Source organism: Mesorhizobium sp. WSM4808 (assembly GCF_055811675.1).
This window is the reverse complement of the sequence record NZ_JBVVQX010000005.1, coordinates 390290-410217: the sequence shown is the minus strand read 5'-3', so window position 1 is coordinate 410217 and position 19928 is coordinate 390290. Positions and strand designations below refer to the sequence as shown.

At 63.5% G+C, this 19928-nt stretch carries 25 protein-coding genes and 1 pseudogene; 18 read left to right on the top strand and 8 right to left on the bottom strand.

Annotation, left to right across the window (positions count from 1 at the left end):
• Positions 1–31 precede the first annotated feature (31 nt).
• The 9 genes from AC0L2U_RS12000 to AC0L2U_RS11960 all read left to right on the top strand — a co-directional run bounded on the left by AC0L2U_RS12000 (position 32) and on the right by AC0L2U_RS11960 (position 8008).
• Positions 32–937: a DMT family transporter gene (locus AC0L2U_RS12000; RefSeq protein ID WP_473601958.1), complete on the top strand. Its 906-nt coding sequence runs from the start codon at positions 32–34 to the stop codon at positions 935–937.
• Positions 938–1071: 134 nt separating this feature from the next.
• The gene (locus AC0L2U_RS11995; protein WP_127272276.1) at positions 1072–1719 is read left to right on the top strand and encodes a thiamine phosphate synthase; all 648 of its coding nucleotides are present in this window, start codon (positions 1072–1074) and stop codon (positions 1717–1719) included.
• A gap of 1 nt (position 1720) precedes the next feature.
• Positions 1721–2761: a tetratricopeptide repeat protein gene (locus AC0L2U_RS11990; protein ID WP_127270840.1), complete on the top strand. Its 1041-nt coding sequence runs from the start codon at positions 1721–1723 to the stop codon at positions 2759–2761.
• A gap of 173 nt (positions 2762–2934) precedes the next feature.
• Positions 2935–3501, top strand: a complete 567-nt coding sequence (gene efp / locus AC0L2U_RS11985) for an elongation factor P (protein WP_013529127.1) — start codon at positions 2935–2937, stop codon at positions 3499–3501.
• A gap of 84 nt (positions 3502–3585) precedes the next feature.
• Positions 3586–4386 (top strand): inositol monophosphatase family protein, encoded by an 801-nt coding sequence (locus AC0L2U_RS11980; protein ID WP_013529126.1) that lies wholly within the window; start codon positions 3586–3588, stop codon positions 4384–4386.
• Between the two features lie 106 nt (positions 4387–4492).
• Positions 4493–5179, top strand: a complete 687-nt coding sequence (trhA, locus tag AC0L2U_RS11975) for a PAQR family membrane homeostasis protein TrhA (RefSeq protein ID WP_164895723.1) — start codon at positions 4493–4495, stop codon at positions 5177–5179.
• 104 nt (positions 5180–5283) lie between these two features.
• Positions 5284–6309, top strand: a complete 1026-nt coding sequence (locus AC0L2U_RS11970) for a MotA/TolQ/ExbB proton channel family protein (RefSeq protein WP_127396703.1) — start codon at positions 5284–5286, stop codon at positions 6307–6309.
• A 1-nt stretch (position 6310) separates the two neighbouring features.
• Positions 6311–7342 carry a peptidoglycan -binding protein gene (locus AC0L2U_RS11965; RefSeq protein ID WP_127327624.1) on the top strand — a complete coding sequence of 344 codons (1032 nt, stop codon included), beginning with the start codon at positions 6311–6313 and terminating at the stop codon, positions 7340–7342.
• A 237-nt stretch (positions 7343–7579) separates the two neighbouring features.
• Positions 7580–8008: a hypothetical protein gene (locus AC0L2U_RS11960; RefSeq protein ID WP_292659600.1), complete on the top strand. Its 429-nt coding sequence runs from the start codon at positions 7580–7582 to the stop codon at positions 8006–8008.
• A 74-nt stretch (positions 8009–8082) separates the two neighbouring features.
• Here AC0L2U_RS11960 and AC0L2U_RS11955 read toward each other — a convergent pair whose 3' ends face one another.
• Positions 8083–8436, bottom strand: a complete 354-nt coding sequence (locus AC0L2U_RS11955; protein WP_127397799.1) for a DUF1304 domain-containing protein — start codon at positions 8434–8436, stop codon at positions 8083–8085.
• A gap of 142 nt (positions 8437–8578) precedes the next feature.
• On the opposite strand from AC0L2U_RS11955, the gene AC0L2U_RS11950 reads away from it, so the two are divergent.
• Positions 8579–10066 carry a carboxypeptidase M32 gene (locus AC0L2U_RS11950; RefSeq protein WP_127397800.1) on the top strand — a complete coding sequence of 496 codons (1488 nt, stop codon included), beginning with the start codon at positions 8579–8581 and terminating at the stop codon, positions 10064–10066.
• A 32-nt stretch (positions 10067–10098) separates the two neighbouring features.
• Here AC0L2U_RS11950 and AC0L2U_RS11945 read toward each other — a convergent pair whose 3' ends face one another.
• The gene (locus AC0L2U_RS11945) at positions 10099–11898 is read right to left on the bottom strand and encodes an ABC transporter transmembrane domain-containing protein (protein WP_127809007.1); all 1800 of its coding nucleotides are present in this window, start codon (positions 11896–11898) and stop codon (positions 10099–10101) included.
• A 206-nt stretch (positions 11899–12104) separates the two neighbouring features.
• Here AC0L2U_RS11945 and rpmE point away from each other — a divergent pair, with 206 nt between their 5' ends.
• On the top strand, positions 12105–12326 hold the full coding sequence (rpmE, locus tag AC0L2U_RS11940) for a 50S ribosomal protein L31 (RefSeq protein ID WP_023811830.1): 222 nt from the start codon (positions 12105–12107) through the stop codon (positions 12324–12326).
• A 128-nt stretch (positions 12327–12454) separates the two neighbouring features.
• Here the strand turns inward: rpmE and AC0L2U_RS11935 are convergent, their stop codons facing one another.
• Positions 12455–13096, bottom strand: a complete 642-nt coding sequence (locus AC0L2U_RS11935; protein ID WP_473601957.1) for a TetR/AcrR family transcriptional regulator — start codon at positions 13094–13096, stop codon at positions 12455–12457.
• 104 nt (positions 13097–13200) lie between these two features.
• Between AC0L2U_RS11935 and AC0L2U_RS11930 the strand changes: the two are divergent.
• From AC0L2U_RS11930 to AC0L2U_RS11920, 3 genes and pseudogenes are all read left to right on the top strand, one after another.
• Positions 13201–14033: pseudogene (locus AC0L2U_RS11930) on the top strand (NAD(P)H-binding protein).
• Position 14034: 1 nt separating this feature from the next.
• A complete protein-coding gene (locus tag AC0L2U_RS11925) occupies positions 14035–14514 on the top strand; it encodes an anthrone oxygenase family protein (protein ID WP_473601956.1) in 480 nt (159 codons plus the stop codon).
• Positions 14515–14553: 39 nt separating this feature from the next.
• Positions 14554–14682, top strand: coding sequence for a glycine zipper domain-containing protein (locus tag AC0L2U_RS11920; protein WP_473601978.1), 129 nt, complete (start codon positions 14554–14556; stop codon positions 14680–14682).
• Between the two features lie 18 nt (positions 14683–14700).
• On the opposite strand, the gene AC0L2U_RS11915 is transcribed toward AC0L2U_RS11920, so the two are convergent.
• The 3 genes from AC0L2U_RS11915 to AC0L2U_RS11905 all read right to left on the bottom strand — a co-directional run bounded on the left by AC0L2U_RS11915 (position 14701) and on the right by AC0L2U_RS11905 (position 16323).
• Positions 14701–15018, bottom strand: coding sequence for an Rdx family protein (locus tag AC0L2U_RS11915; protein WP_164895741.1), 318 nt, complete (start codon positions 15016–15018; stop codon positions 14701–14703).
• Between the two features lie 17 nt (positions 15019–15035).
• Positions 15036–15785, bottom strand: a complete 750-nt coding sequence (locus AC0L2U_RS11910) for a YebC/PmpR family DNA-binding transcriptional regulator (protein WP_023811824.1) — start codon at positions 15783–15785, stop codon at positions 15036–15038.
• 214 nt (positions 15786–15999) lie between these two features.
• Complete coding sequence (locus AC0L2U_RS11905) at positions 16000–16323, bottom strand: ArsR/SmtB family transcription factor (protein ID WP_127809002.1); 324 nt, start codon at positions 16321–16323, stop codon at positions 16000–16002.
• Positions 16324–16375: 52 nt separating this feature from the next.
• Between AC0L2U_RS11905 and AC0L2U_RS11900 the strand changes: the two genes are divergently transcribed.
• From AC0L2U_RS11900 to AC0L2U_RS11885, 4 genes are read left to right on the top strand one after another with little or no spacing between them, the layout of a single operon-like run.
• Positions 16376–16858: an SRPBCC domain-containing protein gene (locus AC0L2U_RS11900; RefSeq protein WP_128289474.1), complete on the top strand. Its 483-nt coding sequence runs from the start codon at positions 16376–16378 to the stop codon at positions 16856–16858.
• Positions 16859–16902: 44 nt separating this feature from the next.
• Positions 16903–17295 (top strand): VOC family protein, encoded by a 393-nt coding sequence (locus tag AC0L2U_RS11895; protein ID WP_127319138.1) that lies wholly within the window; start codon positions 16903–16905, stop codon positions 17293–17295.
• A gap of 49 nt (positions 17296–17344) precedes the next feature.
• Positions 17345–17707 carry a hypothetical protein gene (locus tag AC0L2U_RS11890; protein ID WP_127269214.1) on the top strand — a complete coding sequence of 121 codons (363 nt, stop codon included), beginning with the start codon at positions 17345–17347 and terminating at the stop codon, positions 17705–17707.
• Positions 17708–17733: 26 nt separating this feature from the next.
• Positions 17734–18201 (top strand): SRPBCC family protein, encoded by a 468-nt coding sequence (locus tag AC0L2U_RS11885; protein ID WP_473601955.1) that lies wholly within the window; start codon positions 17734–17736, stop codon positions 18199–18201.
• Positions 18202–18217: 16 nt separating this feature from the next.
• On the opposite strand, the gene AC0L2U_RS11880 is transcribed toward AC0L2U_RS11885, so the two are convergent.
• Both AC0L2U_RS11880 and AC0L2U_RS11875 read right to left on the bottom strand, forming a co-directional pair.
• Positions 18218–18979 (bottom strand): TerC family protein, encoded by a 762-nt coding sequence (locus AC0L2U_RS11880; protein ID WP_127269216.1) that lies wholly within the window; start codon positions 18977–18979, stop codon positions 18218–18220.
• Positions 18980–19053: 74 nt separating this feature from the next.
• Positions 19054–19878, bottom strand: a complete 825-nt coding sequence (locus AC0L2U_RS11875; protein WP_127319132.1) for a TIGR00282 family metallophosphoesterase — start codon at positions 19876–19878, stop codon at positions 19054–19056.
• Between the last annotated feature and the right edge of the window lie 50 nt (positions 19879–19928).

Here is a 19928-nt window from a genome sequence, read left to right as displayed (position 1 = left end):
TATGGCGGCTCAACCGATATGGAGGTTTGTTGTGAACGAAACGGTGCGCGGCACGGTCGAAATGTCAGCCGCAATGGCCATCCTGGGAACGATCGGATGGTTCGTCGTCCTGTCCGGCCAGCCGATCATGGATGTGGTGTTCTGGCGTTGCGCTTTCGGTGCGCTGACGCTGCTCATCATCTGCGCCGGGCTGGGATTGCTGCGCAACAGGCTGTCGCTGCGCATCATCGGCATCGCCGCGCTCGGCGGCGTCGCCATCGTCGTCAACTGGCTGCTGCTGTTCAGCGCATTCTCGCGCGCGTCGATCTCGATCGCCACCGCTGTCTACAACACGCAGCCTTTCATGCTGGTCGGCTTCGGTGCGCTTTTCTTCGCCGAGCGGCTGACCCTGACCAAGCTGACCTGGCTGGCCATCGCCTTCGCCGGCATGGTGCTGATCGTGCAGTCGGCTCCCGATGCCGGCGACATCGGCACGGACTATTTCACCGGCATCGTCATGGCATTGGGCGCGGCCTTCTTCTGGGCCGTCGCCGCCATCGTCACCAAGAAGCTCAAGGGCACACCGCCGCATCTGATCGCGCTGATCCAGGTCTGCGTCGGCGTCGTCATGCTGGCGCCTTTCGCCAATCTTGCAGAGCTTCCGGCCGATGCCTGGAGCTGGACCATGCTGGCGACGCTCGGCATCGTCCATACCGGCCTGATGTACATACTGATGTACGGCGCCATCCAGAAGCTGCCGACGCATCTGCAGGGATCACTGTCCTTCATCTATCCCGTCGTCGCCATCCTGGTCGATGTCGTCGCCTTCGGCCATCGGCTGCATCTGAGTCAGGTCGTCGGCGCCACCGCCATCCTGATCGCCGCCGCCGGCATGAATCTCGGCTGGACGCTGTGGAAGGGCAAACCGCCCGTGGCGAGCCCGCGCCCGATCAAATGAAGCGCCCCGCCGGCTGCCCGGCGGGTCAAACATCGCGATCCCGGCTGCCCGCCTGTTCAAAGCGGGCACTTTGCTCTATGCCGCAATCCAACCATCTTCGCCCGGCATAGGCGAAACGCGGGACCCGAAGAACCATGAATGAAGCAACGCCCCCCAATCGCTGTCGCATCGTGCTGATCGCGCCGTCCGGCGTGCCGGCGGCCCGTATTGTCGCGGCATTCGATGGCGGCGATGTCGCTTCGCTGATCCTGCCCGAGAACGGCATGGATGAAGCCTCCTTCCAGGCTTTCGCCGAACAGATCGTGCCGGCAGCGCAAGCCGCCGGCGTTGCTGTCATCATCGCCGGCGACACCCGCATAGCCGGCCGCGTCCAGGCCGACGGCATCCATGTCGAGGTCTCCAAGGCCGAACTTGCCGAGACGATCGAGCATTTCCAGGCAAAGATGATGGTCGGCACCGGCGGCGCCAAGACACGTGACGACGCGCTCGAGCTTGGCGAGACGCGGCCAGACTACATCTTCTTCGGCCGCTTCGGTTACGACAACAAGCCCGAACCGCACCCGCGCAACCTGTCGCTCGGCGCATGGTGGGCGGACATGATCCAGATCCCTTGCATCGTCATGGCCGGATCCGACATCGCCTCGGTCGAAGCGGTGGGCGCCACCGGCGCTGAATTCGTGGCGCTGTCGAGCGCCGTGTTTGCCGACGGCACCGATCCCAGGACAGCGGTCGCCACCGCCAACGCGCTGCTCGACGAGACCGCGCCGCGCTTCGAGGACTGAAATGTCCTCGGCGACGCTTCCCCTCCAGGCTCTGCTTGCGGTGCTGATGGTCCAGGCTGCCGCCGCGGAGACCATCCCCCTGCCGCAGCCCAAGCCGGAAATCGGCGTCCACACCGACAAGCCGATCGACAAGCCGTTGCCGCAGCCCGCTACCACGGCCGAGCCCGCGCCGCTGCCGTCGGCCGACACGGTCAATCCCGACCGCTTCGGCGCAAAACCCGCCGACGCGGCCTATGGCGCCTTCCAGCGCGGTCTCTACAAGACAGCTTACAATCTGGCATTGGTCCGGGCGCAAAACGGCGATCCGGCGGCGCAGACCTTGGTGGCCGAGATCCTGTCGCGGGGGCTCGGTGTGCCGGTCAATTCGGCGCAAGCGGCGAAATGGTACGCGCTGGCCGCCGAACAGGGTGTGCCGGAATCGCAGTTCCAGTATGCGCTGATGCTGCTCGACGGCCGCTACGTCAAAAAGGATGGAAAAGAGGCCTACGCCTTGATGCAGGCCGCCGCCGAAGCCGGCAACCGGCTGGCGCAATTCAATTTCGCGCAGATGCTGGTCCAGCAGGACCCCGGCGACGCCGGCATGGCCAAGGCGGTTTCCTACTATGAGCGCGCCGCCGCGACCGGCCTCGCGGACGCGCAATATGCAATGTCGCAGATCTACGCCAACGGTGTCGGTGGCAAGCCACGTGACGACGCCCAGGCAAGGCGCCTGCTGGCGCAGGCCGCAAGGCAGAACTACGACACCGCGCAGATCGATCTCGCCGCCTGGATGATCGAAGGCCGCGGCGGTGCGCGCGACCTGAAATCCGCCTTCGGCTGGATGAAGCAGGCGGCGGAGGGCGGCAATGTCGCCGCCCAGAACCGCCTGGCCAAGCTCTATATGCAAGGCATCGGCACCGATCCGGACCTTGTGCTTGCCGGCGCCTGGTACGTCGTCGCCCGCCGTGCCGGCCTCATCGACCCACAGATGGACGACTTCCTGCAGGGGCTGGACGACGACCAGACCAAGCAGGCGCTGCAGAAGGCCAACCGGCTGCCTTGACGGCGGTTCTCGCGGTCATTGCAAGTGTAACCTCGGCTCCCCTCGCCTGGCACCGACCTGCCCGCTCCCTTGCCTCTTCTGGCGATTTGTGGTCTTGGGAGCCCGAAATCGCTTTCCCAGCGAACATCCATACCGACGGCGTGGCCGTTGGCATCATTCCGGATCATCTCATCATGGCCAAGATCAATGGCAACGAAATCCGTCCCGGCTATGTCATCGAGCATGATGGCGGGCTTTGGGTGGCGGTCAGGACCAACACCGTCAAGCCCGGCAAGGGCGGCGCCTACAATCAGGTCGAACTGAAGAACCTCATCAACGGCACCAAGCTCAACGAGCGCTTCCGCTCGGCCGAGACCGTCGAACAGATCCGGCTCGACCTGAAGGATTTTTCCTTCCTTTACGCGCAGGAAGACGCACTGGTGTTCATGGACACCCAGAGCTACGAGCAGCTCGAATTGAACAAGGACTTCGTCGGCGATCGCGCCGCCTTCCTGCAGGACGGCATGATGGTGACGGTCCAGCTCTACGAAGAGCGGCCGATCGGCATTTCGCTGCCCGACTATGTGACGCTGACCATCACCGAGGCCGACCCGGTGGTGAAGGGTCAGACGGCGGCATCGTCCTACAAGCCGGCGATCCTGGAGAACGGCATCCGCGTCCTGGTGCCGCCCTTCATCGGCGCCGGCGAGCGCATCATCGTCGACACCAACGAAATCACTTACGTGCGCCGCGCCGACTGACGCATGTCGCCCAAAAGTGGCCGGGTTCCGGGTCACCGACATGCATCGAGGCAGAATTTAAGCGCAGCACCGGGAAAAAGCACTATGGCACGCTCAGCCCTTCTCAACGTCATGGTCCAGGCCGCAATGAAGGCCGGCCGCTCGCTGTCGCGCGACTTCGGCGAGGTGCAGAACCTGCAGGTCTCGATGAAGGGCCCCGGCGATTATGTCAGCCAGGCCGACCGCAAGGCAGAGGACATCGTCTTTGCCGAATTGTCCAAGGCTCGGCCCGGCTATTCCTTCCTGATGGAAGAGCGCGGCGTGGTTGAAGGCGACGACGGCCAGCATCGCTGGATCGTCGACCCGCTCGACGGCACCACCAATTTCCTGCACGGCATTCCGCTCTTTGCCGTTTCGATCGCGCTGGAGCGCCAGGGCCAGATCGTCGCCGGCGTCATCTACAATCCGGCGATGGACGAACTCTACACCTGCGAACGCGGGGGCGGCGCCTTCATGAACGACCGCCGCTTGCGCGTCGCCGGCCGCATCAAGCTGGTCGACACCGTGATCGGCTGCGGCATGCCGCATCTCGGCCGCGGCCACCACGGCAATTTCCTGGTGGAACTGCGCAATGTCATGGCCGAGGTTTCCGGCGTCCGCCGCCTCGGCTCCGCATCGCTCGATCTCGCCTATGTCGCCGCCGGCCGCATGGATGGCTTCTGGGAAACCGGCCTGTCGGCCTGGGACATCGCCGCCGGGCTGCTTTTGATCCGCGAGGCGGGCGGCTTCGTCTCCGACATGGATGGCGGCCAGGACATGCTCGACAACGGCTCGGTCGTCGCCGGCAACGAGATCATCCAGCGCGCTTTGCTGAAGGTCGTGAAGAAGCCGCTCTCCTCCCGCTGACAGCCACGCCGCGCTGATGCGCCGCAGTCGCAAAACCGCAATGGAAGCTTGAAATACTGCCCGGCATGCGCCCAAATTGAAGGGCGCGGTGCAGGAACCCGGCTTAGTGAGAGACAACCAACCCTACCCCGATATCCCGTTCATCGGACGCTGGCACTATTCGCGTGCCGAGATGATCGCAGACGGTGTTGTCCACGCGATCGGCATCGTGCTGGCGATCGCGGCAGGGTCGGCACTGCTGGCGCTGGCGGCGTTTCGTGTCGGACCTGGCGAATACATCGCCGCCGCCTTCTACGTGGTTTCGCTGCTCACCGTGCTCTCGGTGTCGATGACCTACAATCTGTGGCCGGTGTCGTCGCCGGCAAAATGGGTGTTGCGGCGTTTCGACCACGCCGCGATCTATCTGCTGATCGCCGCGACCTATACGCCTTTCCTGGCCCAACTCGAAGGCTCGCCGCTGGCGCGCTGGATGATCGTGCTGGTCTGGACCGCAGCAGTGCTGGGCATTGCCATCAAGGTGTTCTTTCCCGGCCGTTTCGACCGGCTGGCAATCGGCTTCTATCTCGCCATCGGCTGGAGCGGCATCATCCTTGTCAAGCCGCTTATCCAGACGCTGCCGACGACATCGATAGCGCTCATCGTCGCCGGCGGCATGGTCTACTCCTGCGGCGTCATCTTCTTCGCCTGGAAGGGGCTGCGCTTCCACAACGCGCTGTGGCACGGTTTCGTCGTCACCGGCGCCGGTCTGCATCTGGCCGCCATGGTCGACTGTCTGGTCATCAATCGCTTCTGACATTCTCGACGCGGCAATATTGCCAAGCGCCATTCAATTTGGTCACAATTCCGTTTAGAGTCGCGGTTTACGTGATCGGCGGCGGCATCGGAAACGGGGCACGGATGGCTTTTCTCAGATCCTTCGGCATGGGCAGACGTTCTGATGTCCTGATCTACGACCCGTATAAATTATCGAGCCCGCAGGTCTTTTTGCTCACCATGGTGATCTTCCTGGTCATCGTCGCCTTCATCGCCGCCATCCTCACCCGACAGATCTCAACCGCTTTTGGCAGCAATCCCGGCCTCAATGGCCTGATCGTCGGCGTGCTGGTGGTCGGCATCCTTTTGGCCTTCGCCCAGGTCGGGCGACTGTTTCGCGAAGTGCGCTGGGTCAACTCCTTCCGTGCCGGCTCGGAAACGACAGAACCAGTGCTTCTGGCGCCGATGAAGGCGATGATCGGCCGCTCCTCGGCGACGGCCTTCTCGACCAGTTCGATGCGCACCATGCTCGATTCCATCGCCACCCGCCTCGACGAAAGCCGCGACACCTCGCGCTATCTCGTCGGCCTGCTGGTGTTCCTCGGCCTGCTCGGCACCTTCTGGGGCCTGTTGAACACCATCGGTTCGATCCGCGAGACCATCGAATCGCTCGATCCCGGCACCGGTGACGCCGCCGCGGTGCTCGATTCCCTGAAGCAGGGGCTTTCCGCGCCGCTGGCCGGCATGGGCACCGCCTTCTCGTCCTCGCTGTTCGGCCTCTCCGGCTCGCTGGTGCTCGGCTTCCTCGACCTGCAGGCCGGTCGCGCCCAGACACGCTTCTACACCGAACTGGAAAACTGGCTGTCCTCGGTGACCGACCTGTCGTCGGACATCGTCGTCGCCGACCCAGCCAAGACCGAATCCTCCGACGAGATCCGGGTGCTGTCGGAACGGCTGCGCTCGATGCAGGAGAATGGCGGCGGCTCCAACCCACGCGTCGCCACCGCCATGGCCAATCTCGCCGACGGCATTTCCGGCTTGGTCAAGAACATGCGCTCGGAACAGCAGATCATGCGCGACTGGGTCGAAGCCCAGTCCGACGAGCAGAAGGCGATGCGCAACACGCTGGAAAAGATCGCCGATGCCCTGAAGAAGCCCGGAGTTCACTGAAGTGGCACTCGCCAGGGGCCGGCGCACCGATCGCCGCATCGACTACTGGCCGGGTTTCGTCGACGCGCTGTCGACGCTGCTTTTGGCCATCATGTTCCTGCTCACGGTCTTCGTGCTGGCGCAGTTCCTGCTGGGACGCGAAATCTCCGGCAAGGATACGGCACTCTCGCGCCTCAACTCGCAGATCAACGAGCTGACCCAGTTGCTGGCGCTGGAGCGCTCGACGGCGCAGGACAAGGATGATTCACTGGCCAATCTGCAGGCGTCGCTGTCAGCCGCGCAAGCGGAAAGGAGCCGGCTCCAACAGTTGCTGGCGCAAGGCGCCGGTGCTGGCGACGCCGCCAACCAGCGCGCCGCGGCGCTCGGCGGCGAACTCGACAGCCAGCGCCAGATCAGCCAGCAGGCGCTGAGCCAGGTCGAGATCCTCAACCAGCAGATCGCGGCACTGCGCAAGCAGATCGGCGCGCTCGAGGATGCGCTCAACGTCTCCGAAATCCGCGACCGCGATTCCAACACCAAGATCGCCGACCTCGGCCGTCGCCTCAACGTCGCACTGGCACAGCGCGTGCAGGAGTTGAACCGCTACCGCTCCGACTTCTTCGGCCGCTTGCGCGAAATCCTCGCCGACCGAGAGAACATCCGTATCGTCGGCGACCGCTTCGTCTTCCAGTCGGAAGTGCTGTTCCCGACCGGCTCCGAGGTGATCAACGATGCCGGCAAGGTCGAGATGAAGAAGCTCGCCGACGCCATCATCGAGTTGCAGAAGGAAATCCCGCCCGAGATCAACTGGGTGCTGCGCGTCGACGGCCACACTGACAATAAGCCGCTCTCCGGCGCCGGCCGCTACCGCGACAATTGGGAGCTGTCGACGGCGCGTTCGACCTCGGTGGTGAAATTCCTGATCGAAAACGGCGTGCCTGCCAACCGGCTCGTAGCCGCCGGTTTCGGTGAGTTCCAGCCGCTCGACCCCGCCGACACCGAAGAGGCGCGCAATAAGAACCGCCGTATTGAACTGAAGCTCACCGAACGTTGATCCAAAATCACGCGAACTTGTTCGTCGGCTCAACTCTAGGGCGCAGATAGAGGCCGACAAGGCCTGAAAAGATTATCTTTTTTTAATTACACATTGTCGCAGGGCGATCCTAACTTGCCGCCCGGGCCGAGAACCGCCGGCGATGAACCCCCTCATCGCGACGCGACGGAACCGGACGGCCCAAGGCCGGAAGGCAGGCGGACAACCGCCGCCTTCCTCTACAAGAGGAGACGCGTGATGCGCTCTTTCAAGACCTCGCTTAGAACTGCTACACTCACGGCGCTCCTCATCGCCGTTCCGCTTGCCGGCGCCTATGCCGCGGGCCATCACAAGGGCGCTCTCGACGCGGCCGATCCGACCGACATGACTGGCCCGCGTGTCGAGGCGCTTATCGCACAGGTGCAGGGCGTCCGGCAGGGCATCGTGGACGCAAGACAGGCCAACAACATCACCCCGGCCGTGGCGGAACGCCTGGAAATGCGCACGGCCCACATCGGTCAGGCGGCAGAGAAAGTCGCCGCGTCCGATCACGGCAGGATACCGGCCGCGCAATATCATGACCTGCTGCGCCGGCTCAACAATGTCGACCAGCGCCTGAGGGTCGATACCGGCAGCGGTTTCCTGATGGGCGACGGCGACGACGGCGGCAACTACCCGAACGGCTGAGACCACAGCGGCTGAAACGGTCCAAGAGGAAGGGACCACCTGGCGCTTTCGGGAGCCATCCCGCGGGCGTCCTTTTACCAGCCCAGCCAGACCGCGATCAGCGCGGCAATCGCCGGCACGGTCTGGATGAACAGGATCTTGCGGCCAACCGTTGCCGCGCCATAGAGGCCGGCAACAGCCACGCACAGCAGGAAGAAAACCTTGACCTGGAAACCGACCGCCCCGAGGTAAAGCCCCCAGATGAGGCCGGCGGCGAGGAAACCGTTATAGAGCCCCTGATTGGCGGCGAGCACTTTCGAGGCACTGGCGAATTCCGGGGTCAGGTTGAAAGCCTTGTGTCCGCGCGGCGTGTCCCACAGCACCATCTCCAGATAGACGATGTAGGCATGGATCAAGGCCACCAGCCCGACAAGGATGTTGCCGATCATTTTTTTCCCCCTTGATGTGTTGCCGGCAGCATTTCATGCGCGGCCTCGCCTGCGCAAGGTGCATCTGCCGGACGGCATCCGAGGGTTGCCAACGCATTTGCGTTGGTGTCTTTCCGCGCCGTCCCCAATCACGGAAGCCACCATGTCCTTTCAGAAACTCGATGACCTCGGCCACAAGCTCGAAGCGCTTGAGCATGCGCTGGCCATCCTCGGCGCCGACGAGGCCACCCACATGGCTGTCGGCGGTGGCGAGAAACGTGCCGAGGCGATGTCGGCACTCGCCGGCATGTATCACACCAGGGCAACGGCGCCGGAGATAGCGGACTGGATCGCCGCGGCCGAGCAGGAAGCATTGGGTGAAGAGCAGCGCACTGCGGTCTCGGAACTGCGGCGGCAATACACCAACCTGACCTGCCTGCCGGTCGAATTCGTCGAACGCCAGACGACCGCGCGCATGCGTTGCGAGCAACTGTGGCGCGGCCTGCGCGCCAAGAACGACTGGGCGGGCTTCCAGCCTGCGCTGGAGGGCGTCGTGGCGCTGGTGCGCGAGGAGGCGGCGCTGCGTGCCGATGTGCTCGGCCTAGCCCCCTATGACGCGCTGATGGAGCAATACGATCCTGGGAACCGCACCGCCGACATCACGCCTGTGTTCACCGACCTGAAGGCTTTTCTGAAAGGCTTCGTGCCTGAGGCGCTGGCTATCCAGGACGCACGGCTGCGCAAGCGCCCGCTGAAGCCGCTCTCAGGCACCTATGCGATCGACCGGCAGCGCGAGCTCGGCCTTGCCATGATGGCGGCGGTCGGCTTCGACCTGACGCACGGATCGCTGTCGGTGTCGCACCATCCTTTCTGCGGCGGCGTGCCGAGCGACGTGCGCATCACCACCCGCTACAAGACTACAGACTTCCTGTCGGCGCTGATGGGCGTGTTGCACGAGACCGGCCATGCGCTCTACGAACAGAACCTGCCGAAGGCATGGTCGCACTGGCCGCTCGGCAAGGCGCGCGGCATGGCCGTGCATGAAAGCCAGAGCCTGTTCGTCGAAAAACAGCTCGGCCGCAACCCGGCCTTCTGGAACTGGGCGCTGCCGGTGGTCGAAAAGCATCTCGGCGAAGCCTGGTCGCTCGACGATATCCTGCCGCATGTGCATCGCGTCGAGCGCGGCCTGATCCGTGTCGATGCCGACGAGGTGACCTATCCCCTGCATGTCATCCTGCGCTACGAACTGGAGCAGGAACTCGTCGCGGGCCGGCTGGAGGTGGGTGATCTGCCCGAAGCCTGGGACGCCAAGATGCGTGACTATCTCGGCCTCTCCACCATCGACAACCCCGCCGACGGACCGATGCAGGACGTGCATTGGCCAGGGGCCGCCTTCGGCTATTTCCCCTCCTATACGCTGGGCGCGATGATGGCGGCGCAGCAATGGGCAGCGCTGACGCGGGATCATCCTGCCGCCGATGACGATCTCGCCAAAGGCAATTTCGAGGCGATCAACGAGTGGCGCCGCGAAAAAATCTGGTCGCAGGGATCACGCTGGTCGACGCCGGACCTGCTCGAACGCGCCACCGGCGAAAAGCTCAACGCCACCTATTTCGTGAACCATCTGAAGCAGCGATACGGAGCCGTATAGCGGCTTGCCGGCACAGCGGCAGATGTTTCTGCCTACTCAGCCGCGCCCCTGAAAGCACTGGCGCCGGTTTCGAACTGCAGCTTGGCCAGCCGCGCATAGATGCCGCCCTTGGCGACAAGGCTTTGATGCGTGCCTTCCTCGACGATCGAGCCGCCATCCATGACCAGGATCCTGTCGGCCTTCAGCACCGTTGCCAGGCGGTGGGCGATGACGATCGTGGTGCGGCCCTGCATCAGCCGTTCCAGCGCCGTCTGCACCAGCGTCTCGCTTTCGGCGTCGAGGGCGGAGGTGGCCTCGTCGAGCAGCAGGATCGGGGCGTCGCGCAGGATGGCGCGGGCGATCGCAACCCGCTGGCGCTGGCCGCCTGACAGCGTCACGCCGCGCTCGCCGACCTGGCTGTCATAGCCTTTTTCCAGCTTGAGGATGAATTCGTCGGCAAGTGCATCCTTCGCCGCCGTCTCGATTTCGGCCTTGCTGGCTCCCGGCCGGCCGAACCCAATATTGTCACGCGCGCTTGCCGCGAAGATGGTGACGTCCTGCGGCACGATCGCGATGCGCTGGCGGACCGAAACGGGATCAGCCTCGCGCACATCGACGCCATCGATCAGGATCTTGCCTGTTTCGGGATCGTAGAAGCGCAGGATCAGCGAAAACACCGTGCTCTTGCCGGCCCCTGACGGCCCGACGATCGCCACCGTCTCGCCCGGCATGACCTGAAAGCTCAAGCCATGCACGGCGGCACGGTCCGGCCTTGCCGGGTAGGAGAAGGAGACATTGTCGAAGGCGATCGCGCCCTTGGCGACGGCCGGCAGCGGCTTCGGATCGGCGGGAGCCTGGATCGCCGGCTTCTCGGCCAGGATTTCGGTCAGCCGTTCGGCGGCGCCCGCCGCCTGCGCAAGCTCGCCCCAGACTTCCGACAACGCGCCCAACGCGCCGGCGGCGAACACCGAATAGAGCAGGAATTGGCCGAGCGTACCGGGCGATATCGAACCTTCGAGCACGTCGCGCGAGCCGAACCACAGCACCGCCACGACGGACGAGAAGATGGTGAAGATGGCGAAGAAGGTAAGGAAGGAGCGCGCGAAGATCGAGGAGCGTGCCGCCTCGAAAGCGGCTTCCACCGCGGCCGAGAAATGCCCGGTAACCAGCTTCTCGTTGGTGAAAGCCTGCAGCGTGCGCACCGCGCCGATCTGCTCGCTGGCATAGGCGGTGGCATCGGCAAGCGTATCCTGCGCCTGGCGTGATTTGCGCCGCACCGAACGGCCGAAGGCGACCAGCGGCAGGACGATGACAGGAATAGCGGCAATGACCAACCCGGACAGTTTCGGGCTGGTGATGACCATCATCCCCACCGCGCCAAGACCAAGGATGACGTTGCGTAGCGCCACCGAGGCCGTCGCTCCGACCGCCGACTTGACCTGCGTCGTGTCGGCGGCAAGCCGCGACACGATCTCGCCCGACTGGGCGGTGTCGAAGAAGGCAGGCGACAGCGTCGTCACATGGGCAAACACATCGCGCCTTATATCGGCGACGACGCGCTCGCCCAGCGTGATGACGAAATAGTAGCGGCCGGCCGATGCCGCCGCCAGCACGGCGGCCATCGCCACCAGGGCGGCGAAATATTCGGCAATGAAGGTGGTGCTGGACGACGAGAAACCATGATCGATCATGCGTCGCACCGCCAGCGGCAGCGCCAGCGTGGTTGCCGCCGCGATGACCAGCGAGATGATGGCGCCGACGACCAGTGTGCGATAGTGCGTGATGTAGGGGAACAGGCGCCGGAGCGGCTTGAGCGAACGCCGGCGCTCGTCTGCGCTGGTGATTTGCGCCATCCCGATGTTTCCTCCAGCCGCCCTTGGGGTCTGCGCCTCAATATGCGCTTGCCGCGGCCTTGTGATTCAATTCCGGCTGATGTATAGGCTCGCCGACCGTTTTAGAAGCCGTGGCTCCTCAATAGCTGCGGCTTCGAGTTTTAAAAAGAGGCGCATCGACGCAGGCTTATGCCCGTCAGCCGCGCCGGCAAGCCAGGAACCGAGCCATGAAGAGCGCTATTCATCCCGATTACCACACCATCAAGGTCGTCATGACCGACGGCACCGAATACACGACCCGTTCGACCTGGGGCAAGGAAGGCGATACGATGAACCTCGATATCGACCCGACCACCCATCCGGCCTGGACCGGCGGCCAGCAGACCCTGCTCGACCGCGGCGGCCGCCTGTCGAAGTTCAAGAAGCGTTTCGAAGGTTTCGGCATCTAAGTGCATGTCGCCCAAAAGTGCGAAGCGGTTTTGGGATAACGACTTGCACCAAGTAAGAACTTAAACCAAACGACTTTTTACAGATCAAAGACCCGCCCTTGTGGCGGGTTTTTTGTTGCGGCGCGTTGCTACTCGCCCCGCAATTCCCTGAGCGCCATGCGCTTGTAGGCGGCGACCAGCCTGTCGCCCTCCTGGCGCTCGACGGAAATCGCCAGCCGCATGGCGGCCTCGCCCATTTGCCAGATGAGGAACGCCGTCGTTTCCAACGCCACCGGATCGGCTGCCGGCCGCAGCCGTTTCAGCACCGCGGTGAGGAATTCGGCGTTGGCCCGGCTGTCGGCGAGTTCGAGTTGGCGCAGCGCCTTGTCGGCTTGCGTGCCCGACCAGATGTCGCGCATCACCGGCTCGGCCAGGAACAGCCCGTAGTAGATATTAACCAGTTCCGAAAACGCCCGGCCGAGCCCTTCGGCGTCCCTGACACCAGCCAGTGCTGCCGAAATGCAGGACTGACTTTCGGCGGTGTAGCGCTCGGCCAGCGCCCAGATGATCGCCCGCTTGTCCGGAAAGAACTGGTAGAGCGACCCGATCGACACCCCAGCGCGCTCCGCCACCTCCCCCATGCGCATGGCGTCGCTGCCTTGCTCGGCGATCAGCGCTGAGGCGGCAGTCAGCATGCGCTCGACCCGCTCGCGGCTGCGCTGCTGGCTCGGCGCCCGGCGCGGCGAAGCAATCTGCTCCCGCGCGGAAACCGGCGCGGCCGTGTCTTCCATGACTGACTCCAATGCCAGCAAAATCGCTTGACTCGCAAAATACGAGGGTTTATCACATTTTGCAAATGTGAGGATTATTCATATTTTAAATAGAGGAAACGGTTATGACTGACACGACAACCAAACCAATTCTGATCCTCGGCGGCACCGGCAAGACTGGCCGCCGTCTGGCCGAGCGGCTGACGGCGCACGACCTGCCGGTGCGGATCGGCTCGCGCTCCGGTACACCGCGCTTCGACTGGGAAGTCCCAGCGACCTGGGGACCGGCAATGCAAGGCGTCAGCGCCGTCTACATCAGCTACTATCCCGACATCGCCGTGCCGGGCGCCGCTGAAACCGTCGACGCCTTCGCCAGGCTCGCGGTGCAAAACGGTGTCACCCGACTGGTGCTGCTGTCGGGGCGCGGCGAAACGGAAGCCCAGCGCGCCGAAGAGATGCTGAAGGCCTCGGGCGCCGACTGGACCATCCTGCGCTGCGCTTGGTTCTCGCAGAACTTCAGCGAAGGCTTCTTCACCGAGTCCCTGGCTGAAGGCGAAGTGGCGTTGCCGATCGGCAATGTCGGCGAGCCCTTTGTCGATGCCGACGACATCGCCGACGCCGCCTTTGCCGTGCTGACGGAGCCAGGCCATGTCGGCCAGCTCTATGAGTTGACCGGGCCGCGGCTGCTGAGCTTTGCAGACGCGGTCGCCGAGATCGGCAAGGCAGCCGGGCGCGACATCCGCTTTGTTAGGACTCGCATGACGAATTCACTACCGCAGTAGCCGCGCATGAGCTGCCGCCCGAATTCGGCTGGCTGCTCAATGAGCTGTTCACCCAGGTGCTCGACGGCCGCAACGAGTCGCTCACCGACGGCGTCCAGCGCGTGCTTGGTCGCAAGCCAAGAGACTTCTCCGCCTACGCAACGCAAACCGCCGCAACCGGCATCTGGAGCAACTGACATGATCGCGAAGCTTCTCCCCACCCTCATCTTCATCGCCGCAATCGGCTCGGGCATCGTCGGTGGCGTCTTCTTTGCTTTCTCCAGCTTCGTCATGCCGGGCCTCGCCCGCCTGCCAGCCGCAAGCGGCATTGCCGCGATGAATTCCATCAACGTCACAGCGGTGACGCCGCTGTTCATGACGGCGCTGTTCGGCACGGCGCTCGTCTGCATTGTTGTCGCCATCGGTGCGGCGATCGGCTGGAGCCAGCCGGGCTCGCTCTGGCTGATTGCCGGCAGCCTGCTCTATCTCATCGGCATCGTGGTGGTGACGATGATCTTCAACGTCCCGCTGAACGATGCGCTCGCCGCCGTCAATCCGGCAAGCGGCAACGGTGCAACCGTGTGGTCGCGCTACCTCAATGAATGGGTGATGTGGAATCATGTCCGCACCATCAGCGGCATAGCCGCGCTGGCATCTTTCTGGTTCGCCGCGCGTTGACGACGATGGATGGAGCGACCGATGAAGGACTACGCAAATATGGCCTTCGGCATGGCCATCGGAGTTGGTGTCGGTGCCGCGATCGGCACCGCTCTGGATGATCTGCCGATGGGCGTTGCCGTGGGTATTGCGATTGGCGCCGCCGTCGGTGCGTGGCGACGCAAGTGACGGCAGCGCTCGCGACCCCTATGCCTTTGTCTTCCGATCGGAATGGCCGAGGTCGCGGTCCGGATCAATGACATCGCGGACCAGTTGCTTCAGTTTGGCCGCGTCCGGAAAGCCGCCGTCGCGCTTGCGATCCCAGACAAGCACGTCATTGCAGGAAATGGTGAAGATGCCGCCGGTGCCGGGCACCAGCGTCACTTCGCCAAGGTCCGTGCCGAAGGTCAACAGCAGCTCCTGCGCCATCCAGCCGGCGCGCAGCAGCCACTGACACTGCGTGCAATAGGTGATGCGGATGACCGGCAACGGCTTTTCGCTCGTGGCGGGTATAGCTCCGCTCATTTCGGACTGAGCTTCGCTCATGCCGCGCTGAGCTTGGCCATGGTCTCGTCGTCGACTTCGAAGTTGGCGTAGACGCTCTGCACGTCGTCGTCATCCTCGAGCGTGGCGACCAGCTTCATCAGCGACTGTGCCCGCTCCTCGTCGACCGGAACGTTGTTTTGCGGCCGCCAGATCGGCTTGACCGATTCAGCCTCGCCGAGTGCGCCTTCCAGCGCCTTCGACACTTCGCCCATGTTCTCAAAGCCGCAATAGATGGTGTGGCCTTCCTCGTCGGATTCGACATCGTCGGCGCCGGCTTCGATCGCCGCATCCATGATCTTGTCGGCGCTGCCGGCCGATGCCGGATAGTAGATCTCGCCGGCACGGTCCCACATGAACGACACCGAGCCCGTTTCGCCCATCGCGCCGCCGGCCTTGGTGAAGGCGGCGCGCACATTGGATGCCGAACGGTTGCGGTTGTCGGTCAGCGCCTCGACAATGACGGCGACGCCGCCCGGGCCATAGCCCTCGTAGCGCACGGCTTCGTAGTTCTCGGCATCGCCCATCGAGGCCTTGTTGACGGCGCGCTGGATGTTGTCCTTCGGCATCGACACCGCCTTGGCGTTCTGGATCGCCAGGCGCAAGCGCGGGTTCATCGACGGATCGGGCGTCCCGCTCTTGGCGGCGACGGTGATTTCGCGCGCCAGCTTGGAAAACATTTTAGACCGCACCGCATCCTGGCGGCCCTTGCGGTGCATGATGTTCTTGAACTGTGAATGGCCAGCCATGGCACCCCTGTCGTCTTCTCGGCTAGAGCATCCCGAAGCGAAGTGATCTGACCTCGTCTGCCGCAATGCCCGAATTCAAATTTCAGAGCGTCCCAGGTGCAACTCGTGGAAGCACGGCGTTCTCTGTCGGAATGGCCCGGCTTATAGATAAATCGGCTCAATTCGTCCAGCCGCACCACGCATGGGACCCGCCGACATGACCTGCTGCGGCCGCTCACGCCTCGAGGTCCGACTTCAGCCGGTCGATGATGCTGAGGGCATGCCCGGCATACTGGCTGATCCAGCGGTCGTGGATCTGCTTGATCGGCAGCGCGTTGAGATGGTTCCAGCGCTCGCGGCCGTCGCGCCGCGCAACGATCAGGTCGGCGTCCTCCAACACCTTGAGATGCAGCATCACGGTGCAGCGATCGATGTCGGGAAAGGCCTCGCACAGCATGCCGGTCGTCTTCGGCGTGTCCTTCAGCTGATCCAGCATTTCACGCCGGCGCGGATGCGCCAGCGCCTTGAAAACATTGTCGTCTTGCGATTGGCTTGACATGTTATGTTTCTATAACATATTGTTGGGCCGATCAAGGGAAGGAGTTGTGGATATGTCACTTGGATTCAGTGTCTCCGGACGCATCGGCAAGCCGGTCGCCGACGTCTTCGACGCGGTCGTCAATCCGAAGAAACTGAGCGGCTACTTCACCACGATCGGCGGCGCCAGCGCCCCGCTGGAAGCTGGCGCCGGCGTCGTCTGGTGGGGCAAGGTGCCGGTCGAGGTCGACGAAGTGGTCAAGGACAGCCGCATCGTGCTGCGCTGGGATGCCACCGACGCTGACGGCAAGCCGGCCTACAAGACCCGCATCGAGATGAATTTCGAGCCGCTCGACGATGGCGGCACCTTCGTCACCATCGCCGAGAGCGGTTGGCAGGAAGGCGCGGTCGGCCTGAAGAAGTCCTACCTCAATTGCGAGGGCTGGTCGCAGATGCTGGCCTGCATGAAGGCCTATGTCGAATACGGCATCAATTTGCGCGACGGCTACTACCGCAGCGAGATGAAGGGCGAACCGGCCAACGAGACTAATGTTTGAGCGACCCGATATCCGAGCAACAGAAGGAAGATGGAGACCTTGCGATGACGAAAGTATCGCCATTCCTGATGTTCGAGGGCAAGGCCGAAGAGGCAATGACCCTCTATTGCGAGACCATTCCCGGCAGCAGCGTGCTTGACGTCACGAATTACGGCCCCGGCGAAGACGGCCCGCAAGGAACGGTCAAGCTGGCGCGGGTGTCGATCGCTGGGCTGGAAGTCATGGTCTTCAATAGCCCCGTGCACCACGCCTTCACGTTCACGCCATCGGTCTCGCTCTATGTGGACTGTTCCTCAGAAGAAGAGCTGAACCGAATTGTCGGGACGCTGGGCAAGGACGGCGCGTTCCTGATGCCACCGGACAATTACGGCTTCAGCCGCCGTTTCGCATGGCTCAACGACAGGTTCGGGGTCTCCTGGCAGATAAATCTCGCATGACCAGCCTGAGCAAAGGCGACAACAGCCGAACACGACAACGGAGCCAGCTATGACCACGAAAATCACCGGCGGCATCAACATCGCCATGAAGGTACCGCCGCACCAATATGAGGCGACGATCGCCTTCTACCGCGACGTCGTCGGCCTGAAGCCGTTCACAGACAAAGCACCGGCCATCGGCTTCGAGCTTGGCCCCAACCGCCTGTGGATCGATGAGGCGCCGATGATGAGCCAGGCCGAGGTGTGGCTGGAGCTGTTCACCAAGGATTTCCCCATGGCTGCGGATCATTTCGCCAAGGCCGGTGTTGTGCGTTGCGACGCCATTGAGCCCTTGGGCGAGGGCTTCCGCGGCGGCTGGATCACCAACCCTGCCAACATTATTCACATGCTGCGCGAACCGGACGCCTGGTGAGCGCCGAACCCCGAAAGGAGCATCCGATGGACATCCGCGAAAAGCCAACCGCCGAAGCCGGCATGCTGATCCGGCGGCCTGTCGCCCATGTGTTCGAGGCCATCGTCGATCCGGCCATAACCACGAAATTCTGGTTCACCCATGGCAGCGGCCGGCTGGACAGCGGCAAGCAAGTCCTCTGGGGGTGGCGCATGTACGGTGTCTCGACGACCGTCGACGTCAGCGAGATCGTCGCGAATGAAAAGATCGTCATGCAATGGAGCGATCCGCCGACCGCGGTGGTCTGGACCTTCACCGAAATGCCCGACGAGACGACCTTTCTCGAGGTTCGCAATTTTGGCTTCGCCGGGGATGGCGACGAGCAGGTGAAAGAGGCCGTCGGCTCAACCGGCGGCTTCACGCTGGTGCTGGCCGGCGCCAAGGCGTGGCTGGAACAGGGCCTGACGCTCGGCCTGATCGGCGACCGTCACCCGAAGGGCGTGCCAGGACATTAGGTATTCAGGGTCTGCCTCAATGCCCGCCGCCCGACTTCTTACGTCGCCGCGCCAGCATGTTGAGCCCCTCGACCAATGCCGAAAAGCCCATCGCCGCATAGATGTAGCCCTTGGGCACATGGTAGCCCATGCCGTCTGCGATCAGCGTCATGCCGATCATCAGAAGGAAGCCCAGCGCCAGCATGACGATGCTCGGGTTCTTGGCGATGAAGTTGGCCAGCGGCCCGGCCGCCAGCATCATCACGGTGACCGCGACGATCACGGCGATGTACATGATGGCGATCTCGTCGGTCATGCCGACGGCGGTGATGATCGAATCGATCGAGAAGACCAGGTCGAGCAGCAGGATCTGGAAGATCGCGCCGGCAAGGCTGATCTGCAGCGTCTCGCCCATCATCGTATCCTTGTGGTCGTCGGGATCGACGGTGTGATGGATCTCCTTGGTCGCCTTCCAGACCAGGAACAGGCCGCCGGCGATCAGGATCAGGTCGCGCCAGGAAAAACCGTGACCGAAGGCCGTGAACACCGGCGTGGTCAGCTGGACGATGATCGAAATGGTGGCCAGCAGCACCAGCCGCATGATCAGGGCCGCCGAGATGCCGAGCCGGCGGGCACGGGCCCGTTGTGCTTCCGGCAGCTTGTTGGTCAGGATCGAGATGAAGATCAGATTGTCGATGCCGAGCACGACCTCGAGCACAATCAGCGTCAGCAGCGCGACCCAGGCCGTCGGGTCGGAAACAAATTGAAAATGCGGCGCCAGGAATTCGATGAGCTGCATGGAGGTCGTCCCCTCTTTTAACGATCTAGAGCAGTGTCGCCGGCAGTTAGGTACTAAGCGTGCCTATATCAATGTCACGACCAGAAGGACGGTGCGGTTTCCTCCAGCCGTGGCCCGCGACGAAACGGCGCAATCCGCTCGGTCAGCCCTGTGCGGTCTGAAATATCGACGCCGACGCCGCACAAAGTCGCCGGTCCGGTCGCCGCCTCGAAGCGGCCTTTCGGCACCTTCGACAGGAACCGGTTGAGCGGCTCCTCCTTGTCCATGCCGAGCGAGGAATCATAGTCGCCGCACATGCCGGCGTCGGACATATAGCCGGTACCGCCGTTGAGGATCTGGTGATCACCCGTCGGCTGGTGGGTGTGGGTGCCGATGACGAGGCTGGCGCGGCCGTCGACGAAATGCGCGAAGCACATCTTTTCCGAGGTCGCCTCGGCGTGGAAGTCGATAATCACGGCATCCGCCTGCTCGCCGAGCGGACAGGCGGCAAGCTCGCGTTCGCCGGCCTGGAACGGATCGTCGAGCTCGGGATGCATGAACACCCGGCCCATGATGTTGGCGACCAGCACGCGCGCGCCGCTCCTGGCGATATAGACACCGGAGCCGCGCCCGGGCGTGCCCTTGGGAAAGTTGGAGGGACGCAGGAAGCGCTCTTCGCGCGGCGCGAAGGCGAGCGCGTCGCGCTGGTCCCAGACATGATTGCCGGTGGTGACGACATCGGCACCGGCCGCGATCGTCTCGCGAAAGATCTCTTCGGTGATGCCGAAGCCGCCGGCGGCGTTCTCGCCGTTGACGATGACGAAATCGAGTTTGAAGTCGGAGATCAGTCCGGGCAGCTGTTCCCACACCGCCGTGCGTCCTGTCTTTCCAACCATGTCACCGAGGAAGAGAAGTCTCATATGATCCCGCACCGAAGGTCAGCGAAAGCTGCATGACGCCAGTGAAGATC